The sequence below is a fragment of the Chryseosolibacter histidinae genome (genome assembly GCF_018598225.1).
GTDB classification, from domain to species: Bacteria; Bacteroidota; Bacteroidia; order Cytophagales; family Cyclobacteriaceae; genus Chryseosolibacter; species Chryseosolibacter histidini.
Window position 1 is genome coordinate 101,891 of sequence record NZ_JAHESF010000013.1, and the last position, 21,098, is coordinate 122,988.

At 50.1% G+C, this 21,098-nt stretch carries 15 protein-coding genes and 1 tRNA gene; 8 read left to right on the forward strand and 8 right to left on the reverse strand.

The features are described from left to right. Positions 1–72 precede the first annotated feature (72 nt). Both KK083_RS14680 and KK083_RS14685 read left to right on the forward strand, forming a co-directional pair. Positions 73–2,592: a Kelch repeat-containing protein gene (locus KK083_RS14680; RefSeq protein ID WP_254164007.1), complete on the forward strand. Its 2,520-nt coding sequence runs from the start codon at positions 73–75 to the stop codon at positions 2,590–2,592. 58 nt (positions 2,593–2,650) lie between these two features. Then, positions 2,651–3,778 carry a M48 family metallopeptidase gene (locus KK083_RS14685; RefSeq protein ID WP_254164008.1) on the forward strand — a complete coding sequence of 376 codons (1,128 nt, stop codon included), beginning with the start codon at positions 2,651–2,653 and terminating at the stop codon, positions 3,776–3,778. A gap of 320 nt (positions 3,779–4,098) precedes the next feature. On the opposite strand, the gene KK083_RS14690 is transcribed toward KK083_RS14685, so the two are convergent. The 5 genes from KK083_RS14690 to KK083_RS14710 all read right to left on the reverse strand — a co-directional run bounded on the left by KK083_RS14690 (position 4,099) and on the right by KK083_RS14710 (position 9,023). Then, on the reverse strand, positions 4,099–4,845 hold the full coding sequence (locus KK083_RS14690) for a hypothetical protein (protein WP_254164009.1): 747 nt from the start codon (positions 4,843–4,845) through the stop codon (positions 4,099–4,101). A gap of 8 nt (positions 4,846–4,853) precedes the next feature. Next, the gene (locus tag KK083_RS14695; protein WP_254164010.1) at positions 4,854–5,750 is read right to left on the reverse strand and encodes a DUF4097 family beta strand repeat-containing protein; all 897 of its coding nucleotides are present in this window, start codon (positions 5,748–5,750) and stop codon (positions 4,854–4,856) included. A gap of 37 nt (positions 5,751–5,787) precedes the next feature. Beyond that, the gene (locus tag KK083_RS14700; RefSeq protein WP_254164011.1) at positions 5,788–6,387 is read right to left on the reverse strand and encodes a hypothetical protein; all 600 of its coding nucleotides are present in this window, start codon (positions 6,385–6,387) and stop codon (positions 5,788–5,790) included. A 3-nt stretch (positions 6,388–6,390) separates the two neighbouring features. Next, positions 6,391–6,930, reverse strand: coding sequence for an RNA polymerase sigma factor (locus KK083_RS14705; RefSeq protein ID WP_254164012.1), 540 nt, complete (start codon positions 6,928–6,930; stop codon positions 6,391–6,393). A 188-nt stretch (positions 6,931–7,118) separates the two neighbouring features. Beyond that, positions 7,119–9,023, reverse strand: coding sequence for a sialate O-acetylesterase (locus tag KK083_RS14710; RefSeq protein WP_254164013.1), 1,905 nt, complete (start codon positions 9,021–9,023; stop codon positions 7,119–7,121). Positions 9,024–9,340: 317 nt separating this feature from the next. Between KK083_RS14710 and KK083_RS14715 the strand changes: the two genes are divergently transcribed. Both KK083_RS14715 and KK083_RS14720 read left to right on the forward strand, forming a co-directional pair. After that, positions 9,341–9,985 carry an ankyrin repeat domain-containing protein gene (locus KK083_RS14715; RefSeq protein WP_254164014.1) on the forward strand — a complete coding sequence of 215 codons (645 nt, stop codon included), beginning with the start codon at positions 9,341–9,343 and terminating at the stop codon, positions 9,983–9,985. 159 nt (positions 9,986–10,144) lie between these two features. Beyond that, a complete protein-coding gene (locus tag KK083_RS14720) occupies positions 10,145–11,932 on the forward strand; it encodes a Gfo/Idh/MocA family protein (RefSeq protein WP_254164015.1) in 1,788 nt (595 codons plus the stop codon). On the opposite strand, the gene KK083_RS14725 is transcribed toward KK083_RS14720, so the two are convergent. Continuing rightward, a complete protein-coding gene (locus KK083_RS14725; protein ID WP_254164016.1) occupies positions 11,878–12,777 on the reverse strand; it encodes a glutamate--tRNA ligase family protein in 900 nt (299 codons plus the stop codon). The two genes, KK083_RS14720 and KK083_RS14725, sit on opposite strands and share 55 nt — an antisense overlap. A gap of 82 nt (positions 12,778–12,859) precedes the next feature. On the opposite strand from KK083_RS14725, the gene KK083_RS14730 reads away from it, so the two are divergent. Next, positions 12,860–12,933 (forward strand) — tRNA-Asp (locus KK083_RS14730). Positions 12,934–13,159: 226 nt separating this feature from the next. Continuing rightward, entirely contained in the window at positions 13,160–14,224 is a 1,065-nt protein-coding gene (locus KK083_RS14735) for a hypothetical protein (RefSeq protein WP_254164017.1), read from the forward strand. Between the two features lie 31 nt (positions 14,225–14,255). Here the strand turns inward: KK083_RS14735 and KK083_RS14740 are convergent, their stop codons facing one another. After that, positions 14,256–15,677, reverse strand: coding sequence for an LA_2272 family surface repeat-containing protein (locus tag KK083_RS14740; RefSeq protein WP_254164018.1), 1,422 nt, complete (start codon positions 15,675–15,677; stop codon positions 14,256–14,258). A gap of 237 nt (positions 15,678–15,914) precedes the next feature. On the opposite strand from KK083_RS14740, the gene KK083_RS14745 reads away from it, so the two are divergent. Beyond that, positions 15,915–16,691, forward strand: coding sequence for a DoxX-related protein (locus KK083_RS14745; RefSeq protein ID WP_254164019.1), 777 nt, complete (start codon positions 15,915–15,917; stop codon positions 16,689–16,691). Positions 16,692–16,790: 99 nt separating this feature from the next. Here KK083_RS14745 and KK083_RS14750 read toward each other — a convergent pair whose 3' ends face one another. Next, complete coding sequence (locus KK083_RS14750) at positions 16,791–20,036, reverse strand: AsmA-like C-terminal region-containing protein (RefSeq protein ID WP_254164020.1); 3,246 nt, start codon at positions 20,034–20,036, stop codon at positions 16,791–16,793. Positions 20,037–20,483: 447 nt separating this feature from the next. On the opposite strand from KK083_RS14750, the gene KK083_RS14755 reads away from it, so the two are divergent. Then, complete coding sequence (locus KK083_RS14755) at positions 20,484–21,098, forward strand: hypothetical protein (RefSeq protein WP_254164021.1); 615 nt, start codon at positions 20,484–20,486, stop codon at positions 21,096–21,098.

A 21,098-nucleotide genomic window follows, 5' to 3' on the forward strand; every position in this document is an offset into this window, starting at 1 on the left:
CCATGTGAAGGAGAAATCTTAGTTGCGATGCTGCTCAAAAGGAATTTGGTTCTTATACTCCTGATCCTGTTTTTGATTCAAGGACTCCGGGGACAAAATGTTACGCCGGAGCTGGACTATGGGCTGGTCTTTTCTTCTCACGAAGTGACCAAAGACCAGAGAACCTCGCTGGCCCTCACACCGGAGGCGCCGTTCATCATGAAAGATGGTTTCGAGATCAAATTCGACCTCAGCCTCAGGCGGCTCACAGACGCCTATGGGTACGTGCTCCGCATCATCGCCAACGACTCGCTCAACATCGACCTGGTGTCGAGCCCCGAACATGAAGACTTCGATGACCTGAACCTGATCATCAACAACCGCCAGACGGGCATCCATTTCAACCATGCGGATATTGGACTGCAGGCAATGGCATGGACGACTGTAGCTATCCGGTTCAACCTGCGCGAACACCGCATATCCATGACGTGGGCCGGCCAGGAGAAAACACACGAGCTCGCCACTACCGCAGACCTTTCCAGCTTCCGTTTTTATTTTGGTGCCAACGAATTTGGAAAATTCAATACCTCAGACGTGCCCCCGATGATCATCCGTAATGTGGAACTCGTCAGGAATGTTGGTGAAACAATCCGGTGGGACCTGCGGAAACACGGTATCGGTGAAGTATATGACAACACCCTCACCCTCGCCGCCACCACGCGCAACCCTACGTGGCTTGCAGACCGGCACATCCGATGGGTCCATGCCAGGGATTTTCAACTTGAGAAGTACCCATCGGTAGCGTTCAACAGCATTTCAGGTGCGCTTTACGCGATCGACAAGAACAACGTCTATATTTATAATGCCGATGGAAAGATCGATCGCCGGAAAATACAACACGGCAAACCCATCTACAGCGACGCCAACCAACTGCTGTACGTCGGGGCCGGCAACACCCTGGTGAACTACGATCTCTTCAGCGGGCGCCTGTCCCGTTTCGATTTTGAGCGGAACGCCTGGGAGAATACCGACACTACTTACAACCTGCCCAACTACTGGCACAACAACAAGTTCTACAATCCGTTTGACCGGTCAGTCTACACGTTCGGAGGCTATGGTCATTTCACCTACAAGAACAAGTTCATGCGGTACGACAGCGCCGCCCGCAAATGGATGGAAGTGCAGACAACAGGCGCCATTCCTCCCCGGTACCTGGGTGCGCTGGGTCTCACAGCTAAAAAAGACAAAGCGTTGATCTTTGGCGGATACGGCAGTGAAAGTGGAAAACAGGAGCTCTTCCCGCAAAGTTTTTACGACCTCTATTCATTTGACCTTCGCAAGCATGACATCAAAAAGATCTGGGAGTTCAAGTCCGGCCACAGTGACGAGGATATTGTTTTTTCAAATTCGCTGGTGATCAACGAGGAGGACAGCTGTTTTTATGTGCTGAGCTTCCCCAAGAACAGGCACGACAGCTTCATCACCCTGCGGCGGTATTCGCTGAACAAACCCGAGTGGCAGGCGCTGGCCGACACCATCCCGTTCCAGTTCCATGACGAGCATTCTTTCTGCGACCTGTTCCTCTCCCAGGCAACGCGGCAGCTGGTGGCTGTTACCTCGCACAAAGAAAAAGATCATTACCGGATCAATACCTACGCCATCAACTACCCACCCGTAAGCACACAGGATGTTTTTCAGGAAGTTGAAAAAACTTCAACCGCTGCTGTGTATATGATCCTGGCAATCGTCCTTATCGCAGGTAGTGCAGCAACATTTGTATGGATCCGGAAGAAAAGAAAACAACCTGAAGTCCCCAGCGTACAGGAGGAAAGATCCGTCATCCCTTCTGTTGCAGGCAGTGCCACACCGATCAACTTCCCTGAAACTGAAAAAGCCGCATCGGCGATTCATTTATTCGGAGGGTTCCAGGTGCTGGACAAGGATGGCAACGACATCACCGGCAAATTTTCGATGACGGTGAAAGAGCTCTTCCTGCTGATCCTGCTCCACTCCGCTAAAACGGAGCACGGCATTTCAACAACAACACTGCAGGAGCAGCTCTGGCCCGACAAAGACGACATGAGCGCGCGCAACAACCGGAACGTAAACCTCAAAAAGCTCAGGGGTCTTCTCGAAGAGGTTGGCGACGTGACCATCGAAAACAACAATGCATACCTGCGCCTGGTGATCAGCGATAACGTTGTATGCGATTACCACGTGGTGTCACGCATCCTGGCAAGCGGTAACGCCGTAGACAACACCATGATCGAAGCGCTGCTGAAGCACGTGAAACGCGGCAACCTGCTGCCCGACATCCAGAGCGCCTGGCTCGACAATTTCAAATCAGACATCTCCAACAGGATCATCGACATGCTGCTGGAGTACTCAGAAAAGCTCGATGTGAACCGTGACGACCGGATCCTGCTCGAGATCGCCGACACCATCTTCAACTACGACAGCATCAACCAGGAAGCGCTGGTCATCAAATGTTCAGTGCTGAACAAAAAAGGAAAATACTCCCTTGCAAAAACCTGGTACGATCATTTTGCCAAGGAGTATAAATCACTCTACGCTGAAAGTTATCCCAAAACTTTTGACGAGGTGATCTCGTGATTATTTGCTATTTTTAGCTGCGGCCGATTCAAGGCCCGCAACAATAATAAGACACTCCATGAACAAGTCCTTAACGATTGGCGACTACAAGAAGTGGTTGCTCTACAGCTTCGACAATCAGAATTTCGAAACCCACTACAACTTACTCAAGGCGCTGAAGGCAGGCGACAGCTTTAAAACGGTGACCGTTACCGTTGCCGGAAATACCTATACGTTGTCTGCAGAAGGCATCAGCGACTCACTGGAGATCACCGACGACCAGCGCCAGGCCTTTATAAAGTACCTGATCGATTACTATTTCCAGACAGACGATGTTGATAGTGCCATGCTGGAAAAAAGCCAGGCTGGAGAACGTGCTGTCAACCACGGGTATGTTGCATCGGGCGCCCGTGGTCACGCCCCGGATGAAAAATATGTTGTCAGGCAGCACCCGAAAGAAAGCATTTATTACAACATCAGGCTGACCATCAGCGCACTCTTCTACCTGGCCGTGGGCGGGATATTGGCGTATACCTTTATTACTGACATCGGTGGTTCACTACTCTTACTGATGATCGGCGTTCCTTTTGTGCTGGTTGTCCTGCTGACCGCCAGGGTGCTCCACGGGATCTTTATCGGTATGATCCGCGGAAATTCCATCAGGGTAACCAAAGACCAGTTCCCGGAGGTTTACAGCATCATTGAAGCGCAGGCGAAGGCCATCAACACAACCATCCCGGAGATCTACATCACCTCAGGACACTTTAACGCATTTGTTACAAAATTCTCGAGGGCACACATCCTGATGATCTATTCCGAGGTGATCGAAACAACGCTCAAAGGAAATTATGATGTACTGAAATATGTGACAGCACACGAACTATGTCACATCAAACGAAAGCACCTTACAATAGAGAAATATCTTCTGCCTTCCAAGATCGTCCCTTTCCTCAGCCTCGCCCACTCGCGCGGCTGTGAGTATACCTGCGACAGGGCCGGCTATGATTTTTCGCCACAAGGTTCAATCGAGGGCATCCTCATCATGACCACGGGCAAAGAGATCCATTCCAAATTCAATGTGGAGAAACATATTAAACACTCACTGGAAAATGAAGGGTTCTGGACCTGGCTCAGCGAAAAATTCCTGACACATCCGCACCTGTACAAAAGGCTTGCTGAGATAAAAGAATACAGCATTGGAAAATAATATAAGATTCGAGGTGCTCCTCTGTTTGGCAGTCTATAATTGCATTCAAGCCCCAACGGGGGCTTAATGTGAATAACCCGCGGTGAAGCGCGGGTTATTCAGTGTGATGCGTAAATGCGCCAAGCACAATAGCGATCTGGCGCTGTCTGTTTATGGCGCATCGATCGCGATCCCGGATCTGGCGTGTGCTTTACGTGCCAGAGAAAGCGTACCCCGATCCGGATTACCTGTGGCAGGTGAAATGCAAAACCGCAATATCCATGGGCTGCACCCACGGATATTGACATTCAGCCCTTTCAGGGCTGAAACACACCCTGACGTTATTTTTTCCAGTTCATCCTCCTCAGTTTTGTACCGTACCCGATGAAGAGCGTCATGTAGGGTCCCTGCACAGCATACCGGGGTGCGCCGTTGATCTGCTGATCGTTGTATTCGCCTTTTCCTTTGCTGAGGCCTAACAAATAGCCTGCCCGTATGCCTACAGTGGCAAAGCTTGCGTTCTGCGGACAGTCGTTCCGGCCGTTCACAATGGGAATGATGCGTTCGAGCTGAAAACCGAGGTCGAGTGAATTGCTCACGAAATCCAAAGTAAAGTTCCGTTGCGGTGTGTCGAGCAGATCATTCCATCCACTTACCTGGGTCTGGTCCTTCACTTTCAGGTGGCTGAACGCCGATTGAAAACCAACATAGGGATAAAAACGCACTTTAGGTTTTTCAACAACGGAATATCCTATCGCCCAACCGAAGGAATGACCTTCAACCGTTGCCTTCAGGTTATTGCCGATACTGGCATCGGAAGCGCTAAAGATGGATGCCTCTGAATGAAATACAAATCTTTTCATGGAAACGCCCACCGATAAGGAAAACGTGGAGAAGTTCTCATTCAGCGGTTTGTATCCAAAATCCTTCAGGGCAGTGTTCAACGCGCCAAGATCATTGCGCCGGTACCCGAATCCAAAATCTGTATGAATGTATTGGTTAAACGATCGGGTGATCAGGCTATCCTGCGCAAATGCGCCTGACAATGCCGAAGTAAAAATGATGGTCAAAAAAAATATCCTGTTCATAATATGGTTTATTTGATCGTGATGGAATTATAAGTTGTGGTGGCCCTGATCATTTTCTGCGATGATGCCGGCTGATCATATCGCAACAGGGTTTGTTTGTTCTCTGTGCGGAGGTGTGCGCGGTAAGGGTCCGGTGCATGAATAGTACCTGATCTTGCCTGGAGGTTGTACGAGTAACGTTCACCATTCGCGAGCCGCAATGTGATGGGTGTACGCAGAACGTCGATATCGAGCGAGCCGATCTCCTGAACCGTCAGGTCCATGTCGCACAGGTTTCCTTTCAGCACGTACCGGCCTGTTGTGAGCACGAGCTCTACCGTTGTTTTCTCTGCATCGCAGAAGAAATCAGTCAGCCGAAGCGCGTCACCCCTGATCTCGCTGTAGGCCGCCGCAATGTGCAACTGCCCGCTTAATTGTTCAAGTGAAACATTATTGAATCGTACAGACGTTTGAACATTGCCCGACAAATTTCTGAGATTGACAGAACCGTACTTGTTCTCGATGAACAGTTTTTGCTTTTCCGGGAACATGATCTCCATTGAAACCGTGAGCCTGCTGTTGATCTGGTCCACATCGAAGGGCAACATAAAAGCGTTCTGCAGGGTTACGGTTCCGTCGTCACCGCGGGCAATGGCATATTGAATGTAGTCGAGCTCTTTTTGCGCAACGCTTTTGCTGGCGTTCTCGGCAGTCATGGTTAGCCTCACCTGTACAAAATCCTTCTCCCAGCCCGTGACAGAAATGTCAGCCTTTTCGCCGGCAATCCTGAACAGCTCTTTTACCGCGAGCGGAATGTTCTTGGTCACCTGCTTATTCACCGCCTGCAACTGTTGAGAGAAGCCAGGAGAAGCGATCGACAGGAGGTATGTTGTACAGACCCATACCAGGAATCGTTTAGTCATCATTGTTTCGACTGTTAAGCTTATGATCCGATGATCGTCTCTAGATCATCAGGGTTATTTCTTTCAGCACCGTGGCCCGGTACTTTTCAATGGTTGATTTTGCCTGGAGCAGCGTTGGATCGTTTTGAAATACCGAAAGCTGTTTACTGATCTCCTTCAGCTCCTCGGTGGACTCATCCAGCTCCGCCTTCAGCTCTAAAAATGCCGTCGAGGTACAAATGACATTCCCCCCTTTGCAAAACCTTTCAATGAACCTCATGGCCTCCTCTTCGCTGGCCTCGGGCGACATTGCCATATCTTGCGTTTCATACTTTGTACCGTTCTTTGTACTCAGGTACACGCCTACACAAACACCAATGACCAGGGCAGCGGCAACACCGGACAACCAGTAGCCAGTATTTGATAATGAAAAGATCTTCTTCCTGGAACTACCAGCTTCCGCGGTACGCAGTGCAAGCTTCTCCCAGGAAACAGGTGACTTCACCGGCTCCTTATAGTCACGCAAAGCTTTTTCAAACGCTCCCCGGTTTTGCTCCGGCACAATTTCAGATTGGATGCCTGCCCATACCCTTTCCGGGGCAACATGTGTTGGCAACTCGTTGATGGCCTTTTTCAGGATCTGTACATTTTCATGGTCCATATTTCAGTACATCAGTTTTTTCAGTTTTTGCTGCAAGATCTTTTTCGCATTAAACAACTGCGACTTGGATGTTCCTTCCGTGATCTGCAGGAGCCCGGCAGCTTCTTTATGCGAGTATCCCTCCACCTCGATCAGGAGAAAAACATTGCGATATCCCGGAGACAACTGACGGATCGCCGCATGCAGGTATTCTCCCGTCATGTTCTCATCCCAAACCAGCGATTGTTCTTCCGGAAGACGGTCGGTGATCGGTTCAAAGTCGAGCTTCTTCGTTCTCTGCTGCGCCAGTCCTGCACGGATCACAATAACCTTGATCCAGGCCCCGAGCGACGACAATCGTCTGTATTTCTCCAACGATCTGAACACCTCTACAAATGCCTCCTGTAAAGCATCGGCGGCATCATCCTCATCATCAAGCATGCGGAACAAGATCGTATACATGGCATCCTTATACCTGTCGTACAACAAGCGCTGGGCATGCTGCTCACGATTCATGCATCGTTGCACAAGGTCAGCCTCGAAAGGATCCAGTAAATAAGCCAAGGACGAAGTAATTCAGTTTGGAGTAAAGTGGTGAAAGGAAGGAAAAAGGTTGTACGGTAGGAAAAATAATTTTAACAATAACTACCGGGTTTCATCGTTTCATATCGAATCGCGAATATTGAATGTCGAATTTCGAAGCGCTACGTTGGAAATTCGGTGCTCCTTGATCAATACTTGTTATTCAAATCTTATTCGTCAGTACGAAACGGTGACGCCGGAAGTCCTTCTTTATTATAAAGATTGGCACCAACGGGATTGTCGGCCCAGGCATAACGTACAGCAACCGGTTGCGAAATGCTGTCGTGCCATACCTCAACATGATCATCTTTGATGATGGCATTGGCCCACACAAATTTTTTATCTGCGCCCGCGATGGCAAACTGGCCCAACGCTTCTCCATCGGAAGAGATCAATCCGCCGCCGATATGATCGAAGCTGATGATGATCTTGTTGCCTTCGACCTTATGCGCGCGATAGATCGGCCCGGAGTAAACTACATTTTTCTCTCCGTATGCCAGTGCCTCTGCCGCCAGCGCCAGCCTCTCTCCGATGGGTTTCTTATTGCCGGGGTGGATATCATTCCATTCACCAAGATCGATCGCCACAGCCATACCCGTATTTGGTACACGTAGCGCCTGAAGCTGGGCTTCGCGCAAGATTGCCCACTGACTCTCCGAAGGTGAATAACTGGCATCCATAAAATTGGGCAGCTGCACATACAGGAAAGGAAGGTCGCCCTGCTTCCATTGACTTCTCCAATCGGCGATCAACGCGGGCAGCAATTTTTTATACTGATCAGCCCTGTCAGCATTGCTTTCACCCTGGTACCACAAAACTCCTTTGATGGCAAAGTTCGTGACGGGCGCCACCATGGCATTGAACAACGCCGAGGGCTGATGAGGTCCTGAGATGCCTCCCGTGGGATTCATGTCAGGTGAATACACTGCAGCTACCTTATACTGCCAGTAGCCCTTGAGGTCGATCGTATCTCCGCCGGCTGCCAGATAATAGGGCTTATCAGGAACAAAACCTCCTTTGCCGCCATTGTTGATAACACGCACAACAAATATATTCTTGCCCGCTTTCAGCACACCTGCCGGCACCTGGTACCTCCGCTGCGGATACTGGTAGGTTGTGTTGCCAATAAGCTTACCGTTGATGTATAAAAAATCCGCATCCACGATCCGGCCCAGCGCAACTTTTGCCGGAATACCCGCCATGGAGGCCGGCACCTCGATCTCCCTTCTGTACCACACCACGCCATCCAGACCTTTAACGCCCTGGTCTTCCCAGTACCCCGGAATGTTGATGGTATGCCAGTTCTTCGGAACGTAGCTGACGTCATGCCACGGCTTCGAACCCGTCAGGCCTGCATCACCTGGCTTCCTCCGCTCGCGTTCACGATTGGCCAGGGCCGCTGCACGGTTGGTGCTGTTAACGTAGGCGCTATCCTTATTTTTCTGAATGATTTTCAGCATGTCAGGAAACTCCTTCAACCCCGCTTCACTGGTCCATGCTTCGATTGGCGTTCCGCCCACGCTGGTGTTGATCAGTCCGATGGGAACGTGATATTGTTCATAAAGCTTCTTTGCAAAAAAATACGCCACCACCGAAAACCGGTTGATGTTGCCAGGCGTGGCTGTCTTCCAGTGAACGTTTGGAAAGTCGCTGGCCGGTGCCTGAAGGTTGTGCAGCGTGGGCACTAAGAATTGTCTGATCTCCGGAAAGTTCGCCGCCGCGATCTCTTTTGCATAACGTTCCTTGTGCAGGTCCAGGTAGTGAACCATGTTCGACTGCCCCGCGCAAAGCCACACGTCGCCCACGAGAATATTGTTCAGGGTGATCTGGTTGCTCGCCTTGATGCGCATCGAATAAGGTCCACCTGCCTTCATCGGCGACAATTTCACCAGCCACTTTCCGGCAGCATCTGTGCGTGTCTTATAGTTTTTCCCGTTGAAGCTGATGCTCACCTGTTCTCCTTTCGCGGCCCATCCCCAGATCCTGAGCTCGGCATCGCGCTGCAACACCATGCTGTCGCTTACCAGCCGTGGCAATGTGACCTGGCCGAAAAGCGAATGACCGCTGATCATCATGAGGATCAACAGTAACTCCCTCGCTTTTCCTGCGGAAATGCGTGTCCTTCTTTGGCAAGAGGGATAGGAGGGTATTTTAACAGGAGTGTTTGTAAGCATAGATGAAGCGGAAAATTATTCTCTGAGCCGGTAATCCGGTAGCTGCCACCGATTACTGATCACTGTTACCGATCACCGACTTTAGCTCCAATAAAAATACACCGGCGGCATTAAAAACTAAAACTCCGGTACAACAATGACCGAACTTTTGACGAACGGTAGGTCACAAAATCTGCAACCGGTTTGACAACTGGCCAAACTAGTGATACCTTCACTGCATGGCGCAGATAAAAAAACTGATCGAAACATTGGACTATGACGGGCTGCGCCGGCTGCTCTCGGCAAATCCCGCACTGGCCAATAAAGGCATAGCGTTCGATGAAAAAAATCCCGCCGAGGCGCATCCCCTGCACAGGATCTGTGACGGTGTTTTTTGTGGAATCTATTCAGATGAGCAAGCCACAGAGATCGCCCGGATCTTCCTGGAGCACGGAGCCCATATCGATGGCTTCAGCCTGGTACAAAAAAAGGATACACCCCTGATCGCTGCCGCCAGTCTTCATGCCGAAAAGGTGGGCATGCTCTATGCAGACCGTGGTGCAAATCTCCACCACCCCGGATGCCATGGCGGAACAGCCCTGCACTGGGCAGCCTGGACGGGCCGGGAAAACCTCGTAAGAAAATTGATCGCTGCGGGCGCTGACATCCATAAAAAATGCATCGACTTCGGCGGCACTCCCCTGCTGTGGGCGGTGCACGGTTATAAATTCGGTGGTGGCAAGAACAGACACCACCAGATCGATTGCGTGCAGCTGCTGCTGGAAGCCGGCGCTGACAAAACTGTTACAAACAACGAAGGCACTCCCCTCCTGGGTTTCCTCAACGGTGAAGATGAGGCAATGAAAGCCGCCCTTCTGCAATAAACTCGACCTGCCAACATATTCCATTTCTGCCATCGGTTTGGCCTAAAACGTTCATGGCATCGCCCCGGGAAAATTCCATTTTTTCTTTCTAAATTATAACTATCCAGCATTGATCTCGTGACAGATCCATCTGGAAAAATTTCACCTGCCTTAGCTGAAATGAAAACAGAAACGTTATCCAGGCCCGGCCTTTTTAAACATGTGCTGATCCAGACAAATGTAAAATGTACACTTCAGTGCTCGTTTTGCCTGTATGGGATGAAGGATGTGCAAGTTGAAAATGTGGATATGTCAGACGCACTGTTCAGGAAGATCGTTCAGGAACTGGCTGATATTGACTACGCAGGGCGCGTCAGCCTGTTCGAGATCAATGAACCTTTGATGGACGAAAACCTTGTGGAGAAGATCCGCTACGTAAAACAAAGGGTGCCCAAAAGCTGGCAGTACATCAGTACGAACGGCGACCTGTTAACAGTAGAAAAAACCGTCGAGATGATCGATGCGGGACTCGACTACCTTACCATCAACTCATATTCTTACGCGAGCTACCGCAAGATCAAAACATTAAAAAGCGCTCTGCCCAGCGAGGTCCGGTTGCGCGTTATCCACACTGATCATTTCAACCCCGATTTCGCGGCAGACAACAGGGCAGGAAATCTTCCGCACATCGCCTCCGTGCAAGAGCCTTTGAAGGAAAGCTGCAGCCGGGTGAACAACGTCCTGTACATCAAACCCGATGGAACGGTGGTATCCTGCTTCGGCGATTTTTTCAACAAGAACGTGATGGGGGACGCCAACACCGAAAACATCGTGGATATCTGGTACGGAGCGCCCTTCACAAAACTGAGAAGCCACCTCGACAACGCCGACCGCACACCGAACGAACTCTGCCGCAAATGCAACATGCGGGCATCGGGCAATTACCTGGAGCGTTACGACATACTTCCGAAACTGGCACAAAGCTCCAATCTTCCCAGGGGCGCGATCATAGGTGCAAGCTCCAGTGCACAGATGTTCTATCCGTACCTTGAAAAATACGCAAAGGTGGAATGGCTTGTTTCCCATACAGTAGCCTCAACCCAACCGTCTAAAAAGATCGGACGGCTGAAGGTTTCTGACAACTATTCCAAAGTGTTGACTGATCCAACATTGGATTTTGTATTCATCGCTAATGCCAACGGGCTTCACTATGAAACAGCAGTCAGGGCGTTGGAGGCAGAAAAGCACGTGCTCATTGAAAAACCGTTGTCGCTTTCGCTGGAAGAATGCGATACGTTGATCAGGCTGGGCCGCGAAAAGAACCTGGTGGTGGGCGGCGTCTTTCAATGGCGGTTCATGCATACGGTTAAATTTGTAAAAGAGCTCTTGCGCACCCGTGCCCTGGGGAACATCATTTTTGTCAATTGCAACCTGTTGTGGAAGCGTGACGCGGATTATTTCGTTAACGGCCGGGGTACCTGGAAAAATGACGGTGGTGGCGTGCTCATGAAACAAGCGATCCATTGCATCGACCTGCTCCTTTACCTGTTCGGCGCCCCGGTTTCCCATCATGCCTTTGTATCGAACACCGTGGGCCACCGCGAAACAGAAGACAGCGCCAGTGTTCTCATTCAATTCCCGGAAGGTATTGCAACCCTGAATGCCACCATCGTAAACGCCGATAACCTGACGCCGGAAGTGGATATCATCGGAACAGCAGGAAGGATCACCTTCGACTTCAACGATGTTTTTAAATGCTGGCAATGTGCAGTGCCTGAACCGGAGCTAAAACCAAATGGCCTTACTGTATTCGACAAACAGATCATGAATTTCATCAATGCCATCCAGGGAAAAGAGTCTTTGAATGTGACCGCTGAATCGTGTATAGGATCGCTGTCACTGATACTGGATATCTATAAGGATAACACCCAATCACCTAACGCCTTCCAGTCCCTGACGTCTTCTTGAATGCCGGCACTGCGAGCGATGAGCGTATAGATATCGCCGGGTGTTTTGCCTTGCTTTCGCAGGTATTGGATCGAAGTGTCACCAGCAGATTTTGAGAGTTTTCTTCCACCAGGTCCCGTGAACAACGCATGGTGATGGAAAGTGCTATTGGTAAAACTATCTATTCCCAGTACGCCGGCCAGATAATGCTGCGCCAGGGTCGAGGGCCACAGATCCATTCCCCGCACAATGAGATCGATGCCAAAGTATTGGTCATCCACCAGTGAGGCCAGGTGGTAAGCGGGGAAACCGTCTTTTTTACGCACGATAAAATCCTGCTGTTCGCGTGGCAGGAAAGCATTAACGGGGTATGCCAGTGTCTTTACAGTAAGTGGTAGGTCATCCGTTGTGTGCAGACGCCAGCTCACTTCCTTCGCATCAAAAGGCAGCCCTCTTTGGCGGCACCGGCCAGTATAGGCACCGGTAGGATCGGCCTTCAGAATATCGGTTCTGGAGCAATCGCATACAAAGAGCGCCCCACCGTCCCTCAGCGCGTTCAATGCCTCGTTATACAAACCCAAACGGTGCACCTGCGAATAGTCGCGTTCAAACTCATGCGCGTTCCGGGGACCTTCGTGCCATGGAATACCAAGAAAATTGAGCGTATCAAAAATATCCTGTATGTAAGCGGGTTGTGCTCGTTGCCGGTCGAGGTCATCGATCCTCAGTAAAATGCCGGCCTTGTACCTGTCGGCCAGTGCTGCCGTGAGTGCGAAGGAGAAAGCATTGCCCAGGTGCAGGTAGCCACTGGGCGTGGGTGCTATTCTGGTCTTGCGCACAAGTGCGTGGCCGGGATTGGTGTCCATGAAAAATAAAATTCAAAAATACGGAATCGTGGATTGTATTTAGGAAGTAATTTTTACATTTGCGACCCCGAACATGAATTTTGGACCGGTAGTTCAGCTGGTTAGAATGCCGCCCTGTCACGGCGGAGGTCGCGGGTTCGAGTCCCGTCCGGTCCGCAAAAAGCTTCACAGAGATGTGGAGCTTTTTGTTTTAAGATTTGTCAGTCGACACACATTGTGAAGCGTGATTAGAATGCCGCCCTGTCACGGTCCCGGCTCAGCAGGGACGGGTTCGAGTCCCGTCCGCAGAAAGCTTCACAGAAATGTGGAGCTTTTTGTTTTTTAGGATTTATCACTCAACCCTGGCTTTTTCCGGATAACATGGATTTGCTATATTGACTGTATGGTTGACTTCATTCTGGTAGTCTTGAAATATGCAGCCACGTTGCTTAGTGGCTTCTTCGGTGTCTATGGCCTCTTGCTCGACTTCAAAGACAAAGATGGCAAGATCACAAAGGCGGGCAGGTTTGCGCTCTATGTAATTATTATTTCCGGAGTGATTGCATTGGTAACTCAATCCATCGAGCTTTATATAGATAATCAGAAGTCGATCAGTGATGGCCAGAGAATATTGGCACAGCTTGATCAAAACACCAAAGTGCTTAATGGGCTTGACCGTACACTGAATCCGATCGAAGACCTCACTGTTTCTTATGATGTGATAATTCCATCCAACCATACCCGTCTCAAATCTTACACTTCAAGTTTGTTCAAAAACCTCCATGAGCTTTTGGATACGATGAAGTACAATGCTTCCCTTCAAAGCCGGCTTTGGAGACATGGTATACTTGCATCAAGGGTAGCCGGAATGGAACACATTCCAACAATAGAAGAAGTTGAGCTATCAAGGCAATGTTGGTTGCTTCCACACCGGAACGAATTCACGCATACCATCCTGGCATATTCCGATGTTGATCTCGTATTCTTCCGCAACCCCCTTCCGATCGACAGCTTAAGGAAGATTCGTTTTTCCGCTTATTCGTCGGGAGATCTTAGCATGAGCCTTACCAGCGGGCTTATTCCTCAAGGTCTTTCAGGTGAACATACAATAACAGTAGACTTCCCTCAAAATACCATCGCGTTGAAAGCTAGAAATTTAAGATCTGATCCGCAATACTGGTTAAACAATGGCAGGGTGTTGAGCATCCCGGACTTGTTAGGATGCCAGTTGATTCTCCACCTGCCAGGCATCATGGACTCCGGAAATGAAGAACACGATCAATATTTAAGAGACGTTCGTAAGGATTTTGAATTGCACGATCTTGAGATCAGTATGTCGAAAGGACGAAGGTACTGGATCCATCGCGATCAGCTGACAAAAATTGAAAGTAGCGATGGCATGCCCACGTATGTGTTTCAATTCCCGTCAACAGACGAAGAATTATGGCGTATGGACATATTGCGATAATATTGGTACCAGCCCGTGCAGGAACAACCTATTACAACATCACCCCTACCGAATATCCAGGCCAGAGCAGGGCGTGATACTGACGCAACTTTCCGGCTTCGAAGGTTTTGCTTCTGATCTCAAAGGCCGATTCGCCAATCGCCGGATCGTAAAGAAAATAATTGACGGCAACACCACCATACCGGTATACAGATCTCAGGATCTTAGATCCTTTTCTGCCCCACTCAAAATGAAGCCGCGATACCAGGTTAAATCTCTTATCCACTTCCATCCACTCACGGTTCAGGTGAAGGAACCGGATGCCATAGGTCATCACGCGCAGCTCGTTCCGCTTGTCGAAAGGACGGATCGAAGCTTTGTTTAACAATATTTTCTGAAATCCCCAGCCAAAGCCCCAGTGCTTTTCGTTCGGATCGTAGCCGAGAATGAGCGCGTTCTGGTTAAGCTTCTTGTTGTCTTCGAGATACGGCATCCCGATAGGCCCTGCAACGGTCCAGGTACAGTTCTGGCAATTACCTGTGGTGTATTCAAGATTGGCCGGAAAGAGCTCGTTGAAGTGAACTTTGAAAACAGATCCGGTAGACCCGAGGTTGAGCAAGCCGATGGGTGTACCGGCGTCAGCGAACTCCTTCGACTTCAGTTTTTGGTAAAAGTTGATCAACCCGATCTGTGTGCCTCTCGCTTCTCCGCCAAAGTTGATGAGCCCGATCTGCGTGCCGTGCATCTCCTTGCTGAAGTTGAACAACCCGATCTGAAGCGATCTGGCTTTTGTGGGAGGCGTTGAATTTTTCCCCTGCATGGAACGCGCCTTGTTGATGAGGGCGATCTGTGTACCTGAGAGGTAGCTGTCAGTATAGTTGAAGAAGCCCGCAACCTGAAGTCCGGCTACGGATCCTTTCGCAGCGTTGTAGAATCCCGCAAGGTGAACACCCAAAGAAAAACCACCCGTGCTGTTACCGATGCCGGCGATCTGCAGGCCGGTAAAATTGTTGCCGGTGTGATTCAGTCCCGCGGAGATCTGCGCACCCCTGGTATGATTGAGCACATAGTTGAGAAAACCTGCGACCTGAAAGCCCATGTGATTTACTTCATAGTTGTCGTGGATCAGGGCACGCTCTTCCCATAACGTGAGGTTGACGAAAGCGTTGGCGCCGATGATGTTGGCAAACCCGGCGAGCTGAATACCGGAGGAGCTTCGGAAGTGTGAGTTGGTGATCAGTCCTGCTTCGAAAGTTCGGTTGCTGGCCGAAAGCCCGCCGAACAGGTTCAAAGAATACTTGTTTATATACGATCCGCTGCTGATGCCATTGGTGCTGATGCCCGGAAATAGCGATAGCTGAAACGTTCTCTCATAGAGGCGGATCTTCTTTTTCGCTTCTTCCTCCTGACCAAATGCCATCAAGGGCACCATCGTCAGGCAGACAAGGCTGTTCAGGTAGGTCTTAAGGGGCATCTTTTAGTAAACAAACAACGGGTGGCCCGCTGAATTATTGCCGGAGATGCAAAGAATCAAGTTCTGATCTCCCGAAATGATCGATACCCACAAGCCGGTCTTGCATAATATTGCTGTTCTTTTCAGATCGCATGAAACAACCTGGGCAACGCTGTGCGCCCTATTGTATATTCAATTGATTTTGTGCCGAAGGAAGATCTGATCACTATCATTTACAGCTAACCCTGCGATCGTACTATGAACAATGCGTATTTATTAAAGTCGGGCCGGATCATTTTTGCCATCGGCATGATGGGCCTGGGTATCTATTGTCTCGTCTTTCAAAATTTTATCGTGGCGCGCCCCCCGGGCTGGAAAGTTCCTGTGAGCATGCTGGTAGCGTACACCTCTGGCTCGCTGCTGGTCATCGCTTCTGTTTTGATACTCTTTAATAAAAAGGCTGGCATTGCAGCGCTGGTCATGGGCGCGGTGATCCTCATCTTCTCCGTGTTTAAGAACTTCCCGAATTTTGGTCCTGATGCCGTGGGCGCTTACAAAGCCCTGGCTTATTTCGGAGCGGCGCTGATCGTCTTTGCTGCTTCGTTACCGGACGATGCAGGTTTTAAAAACCGTCTGCTCAGCGATAGGAATTTTTCCAGGTGGATTTTTATTTCCGGATGCGTGTTGCTGGCGGCGTTCTTTATTATTGGCGGACGGGCACATTTCAAGTGGGCCGATGGCGTGCAGTACCTCATTCCGGAATACATTCCATGGCGACTCTTCTGGACCTATTTCGCCGGCGTGTGCTTATTCGCGGGAGGCATCGGTCTGCTCCTGCCACCCACCAGGAAGCTCGCGGCTATTCTCTCCGGCGTGATGATCATGGGATGGGTGCTCCTGTTACACCTTCCCCGGTTAATATACAATCCCACCGATCCCGACATCCGGTTAGAAATTTTCGAAGCCACTGCCTTTTCAGGGATCTTCTTTTTTGTGGCGGGGATGGTAACGAAGCGAGGTGCTTTAAATACATAACCGCAGAGATCGCGGAGAGGCCGCGGAGGGCCGCAAAGTTTCTATGCATTTCCTCTAAAGGTTCTTTGCGCTTTCTCTGCGATCTCCGCGGTTTGCATTTTAGGACTTCCTCCCTTTTTTATCCTTTCCAAGCCCTACCTGGAAGTTGTCGGGTTTACCGGTGACCTTCAGGTTCATGAAGGCGATCTTTTTGTCTTTGTCGATGTACTCGATTTCGTCAACCTGGTTGATGTCTACCTCCTCTTGTTTGCGATTGAACAACGCGCTGAACCCAACCCTGGTCACCATTTTCATCGGGACACGCAGGTAGTATTCCATGCTGAGATCGAGCGATTGCTTGCCCGACATCTGTATGTATCCGAGCGATGAGTTGATCTCCATTGCAGGGATATCGAGCACGCCATTGGTGAAGGTCAGTTTGTTGTGCAGCGTATCGAAGCGGATCAGCCGTAGGTTCTTGTCTTTGAAGTAGCTGGCCATAGCCTGCATCGGCGCAAAGTCCACCAGGCTTCCGTTGTAGATGGTGAGGTTCATCTCCGCTTTGGTGTTGCTCACGATCGGCACCAGGTCAGGGTGCACCTGCACATAACTTCTGATCTGCCCGCTGACACGCCCTTTCAGGTTTTTGTTCACCACCACATCCTGGCCGAAGTGGTCGAACTTGAGCAGCATTTTTTCAAGGTCTACCTGGTCAAGTTTGATCCGGCTCCGGAAATAGATCTTGTCTGGATTGCTGCCGTTGAATTTTCCGCGCACACCCACTGTGCCACCGGCTACTTTCATGCTGATGGTATCGACGGTGATCGTCTGGTCCTGCATCATCGTGATCTTGGCATTCACGTCTTTCAGCCAGAGTCTGTTGTATTTCAGTTTGCCGATGTTGACCTGCGCATTAAAATCCGAGAACGGGATCATAAAAATATTGAAGGCCTCCTTGTGCGGGGTTGAATCCACCTTGGCAACAACCGCCGTATTCCTGGAACCTCTCCTGGTTCGCGCCTGGCTTGGAGCAAGATCGTACTTGCTGATCTCGTCGGCATCCAGCAATTGAGATTTGAACTGCAGTGAGTTCGCGACCTTGTTGTTATACCGGTCCGTGCCCTTGAAGTAGTATTTCAGGTTGATGTCGAAATCAGTGTTGCCGATCTTTCCCCGCATGGTATCGAGGCTGAGGATCTTGCTGCCGTACTTCACACCGCCGCTGATGCTGTGCAATTTCAGGTTGTGTTGCTTCAGGTCGGCAGTGACGTTCGCGATCTTGGCTTTGGCGAACCTGAAGATAGTGTCGTACCGCAGATCGACCTTTGCCCTGAGCCACACGTTGCTGAGCGCTTCACGCCGGTAGCCCCTGGGAAGATATCTGCGGATCTCCCTGCCGAAGACATCGCGCAGCGCAAAACGGTTCGATTTGAAATCAAAGGCGATCTGCGTTTTCCCCTTCTTCAGGTCATCGAACCAGAGGTTGTAGTTGACGACCCGTCCTTTGAAGTTGATGTCAGAGCTGTCGATCATGCCCGTGAGGTCGCGAAGCCGCAAAAGGGTGTCATTAATTTGAACTGTTGCGTTCAGGTTTTTAACGGTATGCGCATATTTTTTGAACGAGCCCTGCAGGTTCTTCATCTCGAATGTTCCTTTGGGCAGCGGCGCAGGATCCAGCAGCTCCTCAACGGTGGTCTCGAACGCAAGACCGATGTTGAACCCGTGAACTTCTTCGTTCCACCGGCGTGCCAGGGCGGTGTCATACGACAAGAGGTCTGACAGCACCAGTTGATTGCTGCCCGCGTTCAGCGCCAGCTTGATCGTTTTGTGACGGTCGCGCAAAAAGCCCCGCACATCGCTGATAGAGCCATTGAGCGTGAGGTCTGATTGCCCGATCTTTAATGAAGCGCCACTCACAGTTACCCTACCGTTTTTCATTTCGGCCGAGATGTTCATGTCCCTTACGGGATGCGGATACCCCGGAATATGAAACGAAAGGTTCTCCACCGTGAGGCGGCTTTCAATACCTTCCTTCAATTTGTTCAGCGATTCTTCCGGCAGGTTGATATCATGAACCTCCCTGAAATTCATATCGAGCTTGATCTTGCCCGTCATCTGCTTCAGATCGGGGATGCCCAGGAACTCTCCCAGGAACTTCAGCTCGAGCTCGGAGCTCACGAGTATCAGCGCCTGGGGCCGGGTGAAGTCACGCACCACGAAGTGTCCTTTAAAGATTCCTTTTTCCGGTCGCGCGCTGATGTTGAGCATGCGCAGCTCGGAGGTCTTTAACGAATGTTCACTGCCATTGGTATAGTATCCCTTGAAGCCAAGCTGGTCGAGTTTTTTGTTTGCGCCCGTGTTCAGGAACCACGCCTCTTCGCAGCCAAACGTGACCTGGATCAGCGGAAGCTGTTCTTCCGTTACCTTGCCTTGCACTACCGCATCGAAGTAGAGGCGCCCGTCATACTGAAATGGTTGCAGGTCTTCTTTTACATGATGCGGAAGAAAAGCCGTGAGCAGATTGAAATCCTGCCGATCGCCTTTGATCTTCAGGTTAAGATCGAGGGTATCCGAAAGATCGACATATCCTTTCACGTTGAAGCCGGCCTCCTCAACTTTGAAATTACAGTGTAAAATGTCCAGGCGGTTTGCATGCCGTTTATAACCTGCGGCGATGTCGAGCTGAAATCTTTTATTGTGAAACAGCGCGGTATCGGTTTCAGTGGTAATGTCGAGGACCATTTCGCTGGTTAGTACCGCTGTAAGAACACTGCTGTCCATCTTGAAAGACGAGGTGAGCTTGTCGACACGGCTGCTGTATTTTCTGCCACTGGTCTTATCCAGGAAAGAGATGTTCAGGTCACTGAGCACGGCTTTCTCCAGGTCGATGGTGAGTGAAGAAGCGGAATCCTTTGCTGCCGGTTGAGCGGTTGTAGAATCCGCGCTGGCACTATTGGCTTCCACGAGGTTGATCTTACCATCTTTTTCCCGCACAAGCGCAAGGTAGCCCCCTTTGAGAAACAGTTTTTTCACTTTGTAATTTTCCTCCAGGAGATCGGGCAGGCTGAAGCCGACATAGAGGCGGTCAAACTGATAAATAGGCGTTCCCGTTTTTTCTTTATCTGCGAAAAAACGCCCGTTGTGAAGCGCGATGGAGATGTACGGGAAATTCCGGAAAAGGGAGATCCTGCTCTTTTCAACCGAAAGCTCACCTTTCAGTTGTTTATTCACTTCGCCGATGGCCAGGGTCACCAGTCGTTCCTGCTGGGTCGACAGCACCAAAAAACTGATACCGGCAAACGCGCCAATAGCGATGATGATAATAAGGAGTGGCCTTACAATCCATTTCCTGACAGTGGGATTCATGAGAGCTTATTCGATGTCAACAGGACCTTTTAGCAATTATTAGTCCTAAACGCTGAAAACAGCTTACAAATATCGAGTTCCGAAGAGAAATTTGAAGGGAAACCGAAGTGTTTTTTTCGAAGTCAGTTCGTTAAGTCCACGGTCCACAGACCACGGTCCACGGCAGTTCAGTGTTGCCTCCAACACCAAAGGTCAAATCCGATCAGTAAAACGCAGAAGATCATTACTCCGCGCTCACTGTGGACTCTTCTGCACCCCTAAAAAAGTCAAAAACTGCTTCCAATGAAAGATGCAATCGTATGCTATCATTGTCTGACGTTCGTGTCCCGCACGATCACGCAGGTTTACGCGGAAATTTTTGAGTGAGTCTGCGAACATCTGCGCAATCTGCGGGAGATGCATTTAGAATTTCCAAACTTCAACTCAGATCCAATCCAAAGAAGCACCATGAAAAAGATATCCGGCATTATGATCCTGGTCGTCATACTGATTGAATCCGGTCAGATCGCGGCCCAACCAACAAGTATATCCAACAACAAAATGACAAACGCTTCACTCGACAAAAATGGGAACCTGGTTATCACGCCCTCCGGCACTTCGTCTTCGCGTGATTTTGATTTCCTTATGGGAAACCACAACGTGCATCACAAATTCTTAACGGCACGCCTGGAGGGCACCAAAACCTGGGCTGAATTTGACGGAACCCACCAGATGCAGCCCCTGCTGGGCGGTAAGGGTAATTTAGAGCAGCATCAGATGACCGATCCCAAAGGCAACCCGGTTGAAGGTGTAGCCTTCCGGTTGTTCAACCCCGTTACCAGACTCTGGAGCATCTATTGGGCAGACAGCAGAACGGTGACCATGGATGTGCCCGTGGTCGGCTCTTTCGAAAATGGCATCGGGTACTTTTATGCCAAAGACGTGTTCAACAACAAACCGGTGCTCATCCAGTTTAAATGGGATGCCAGCAACCCGGGCAAACCGGTGTGGAGCCAGGCATTTTCTACTGACAACGGGGAAACATGGGAGTGGAACTGGTATATGTACTTCACTAAAAAGTAA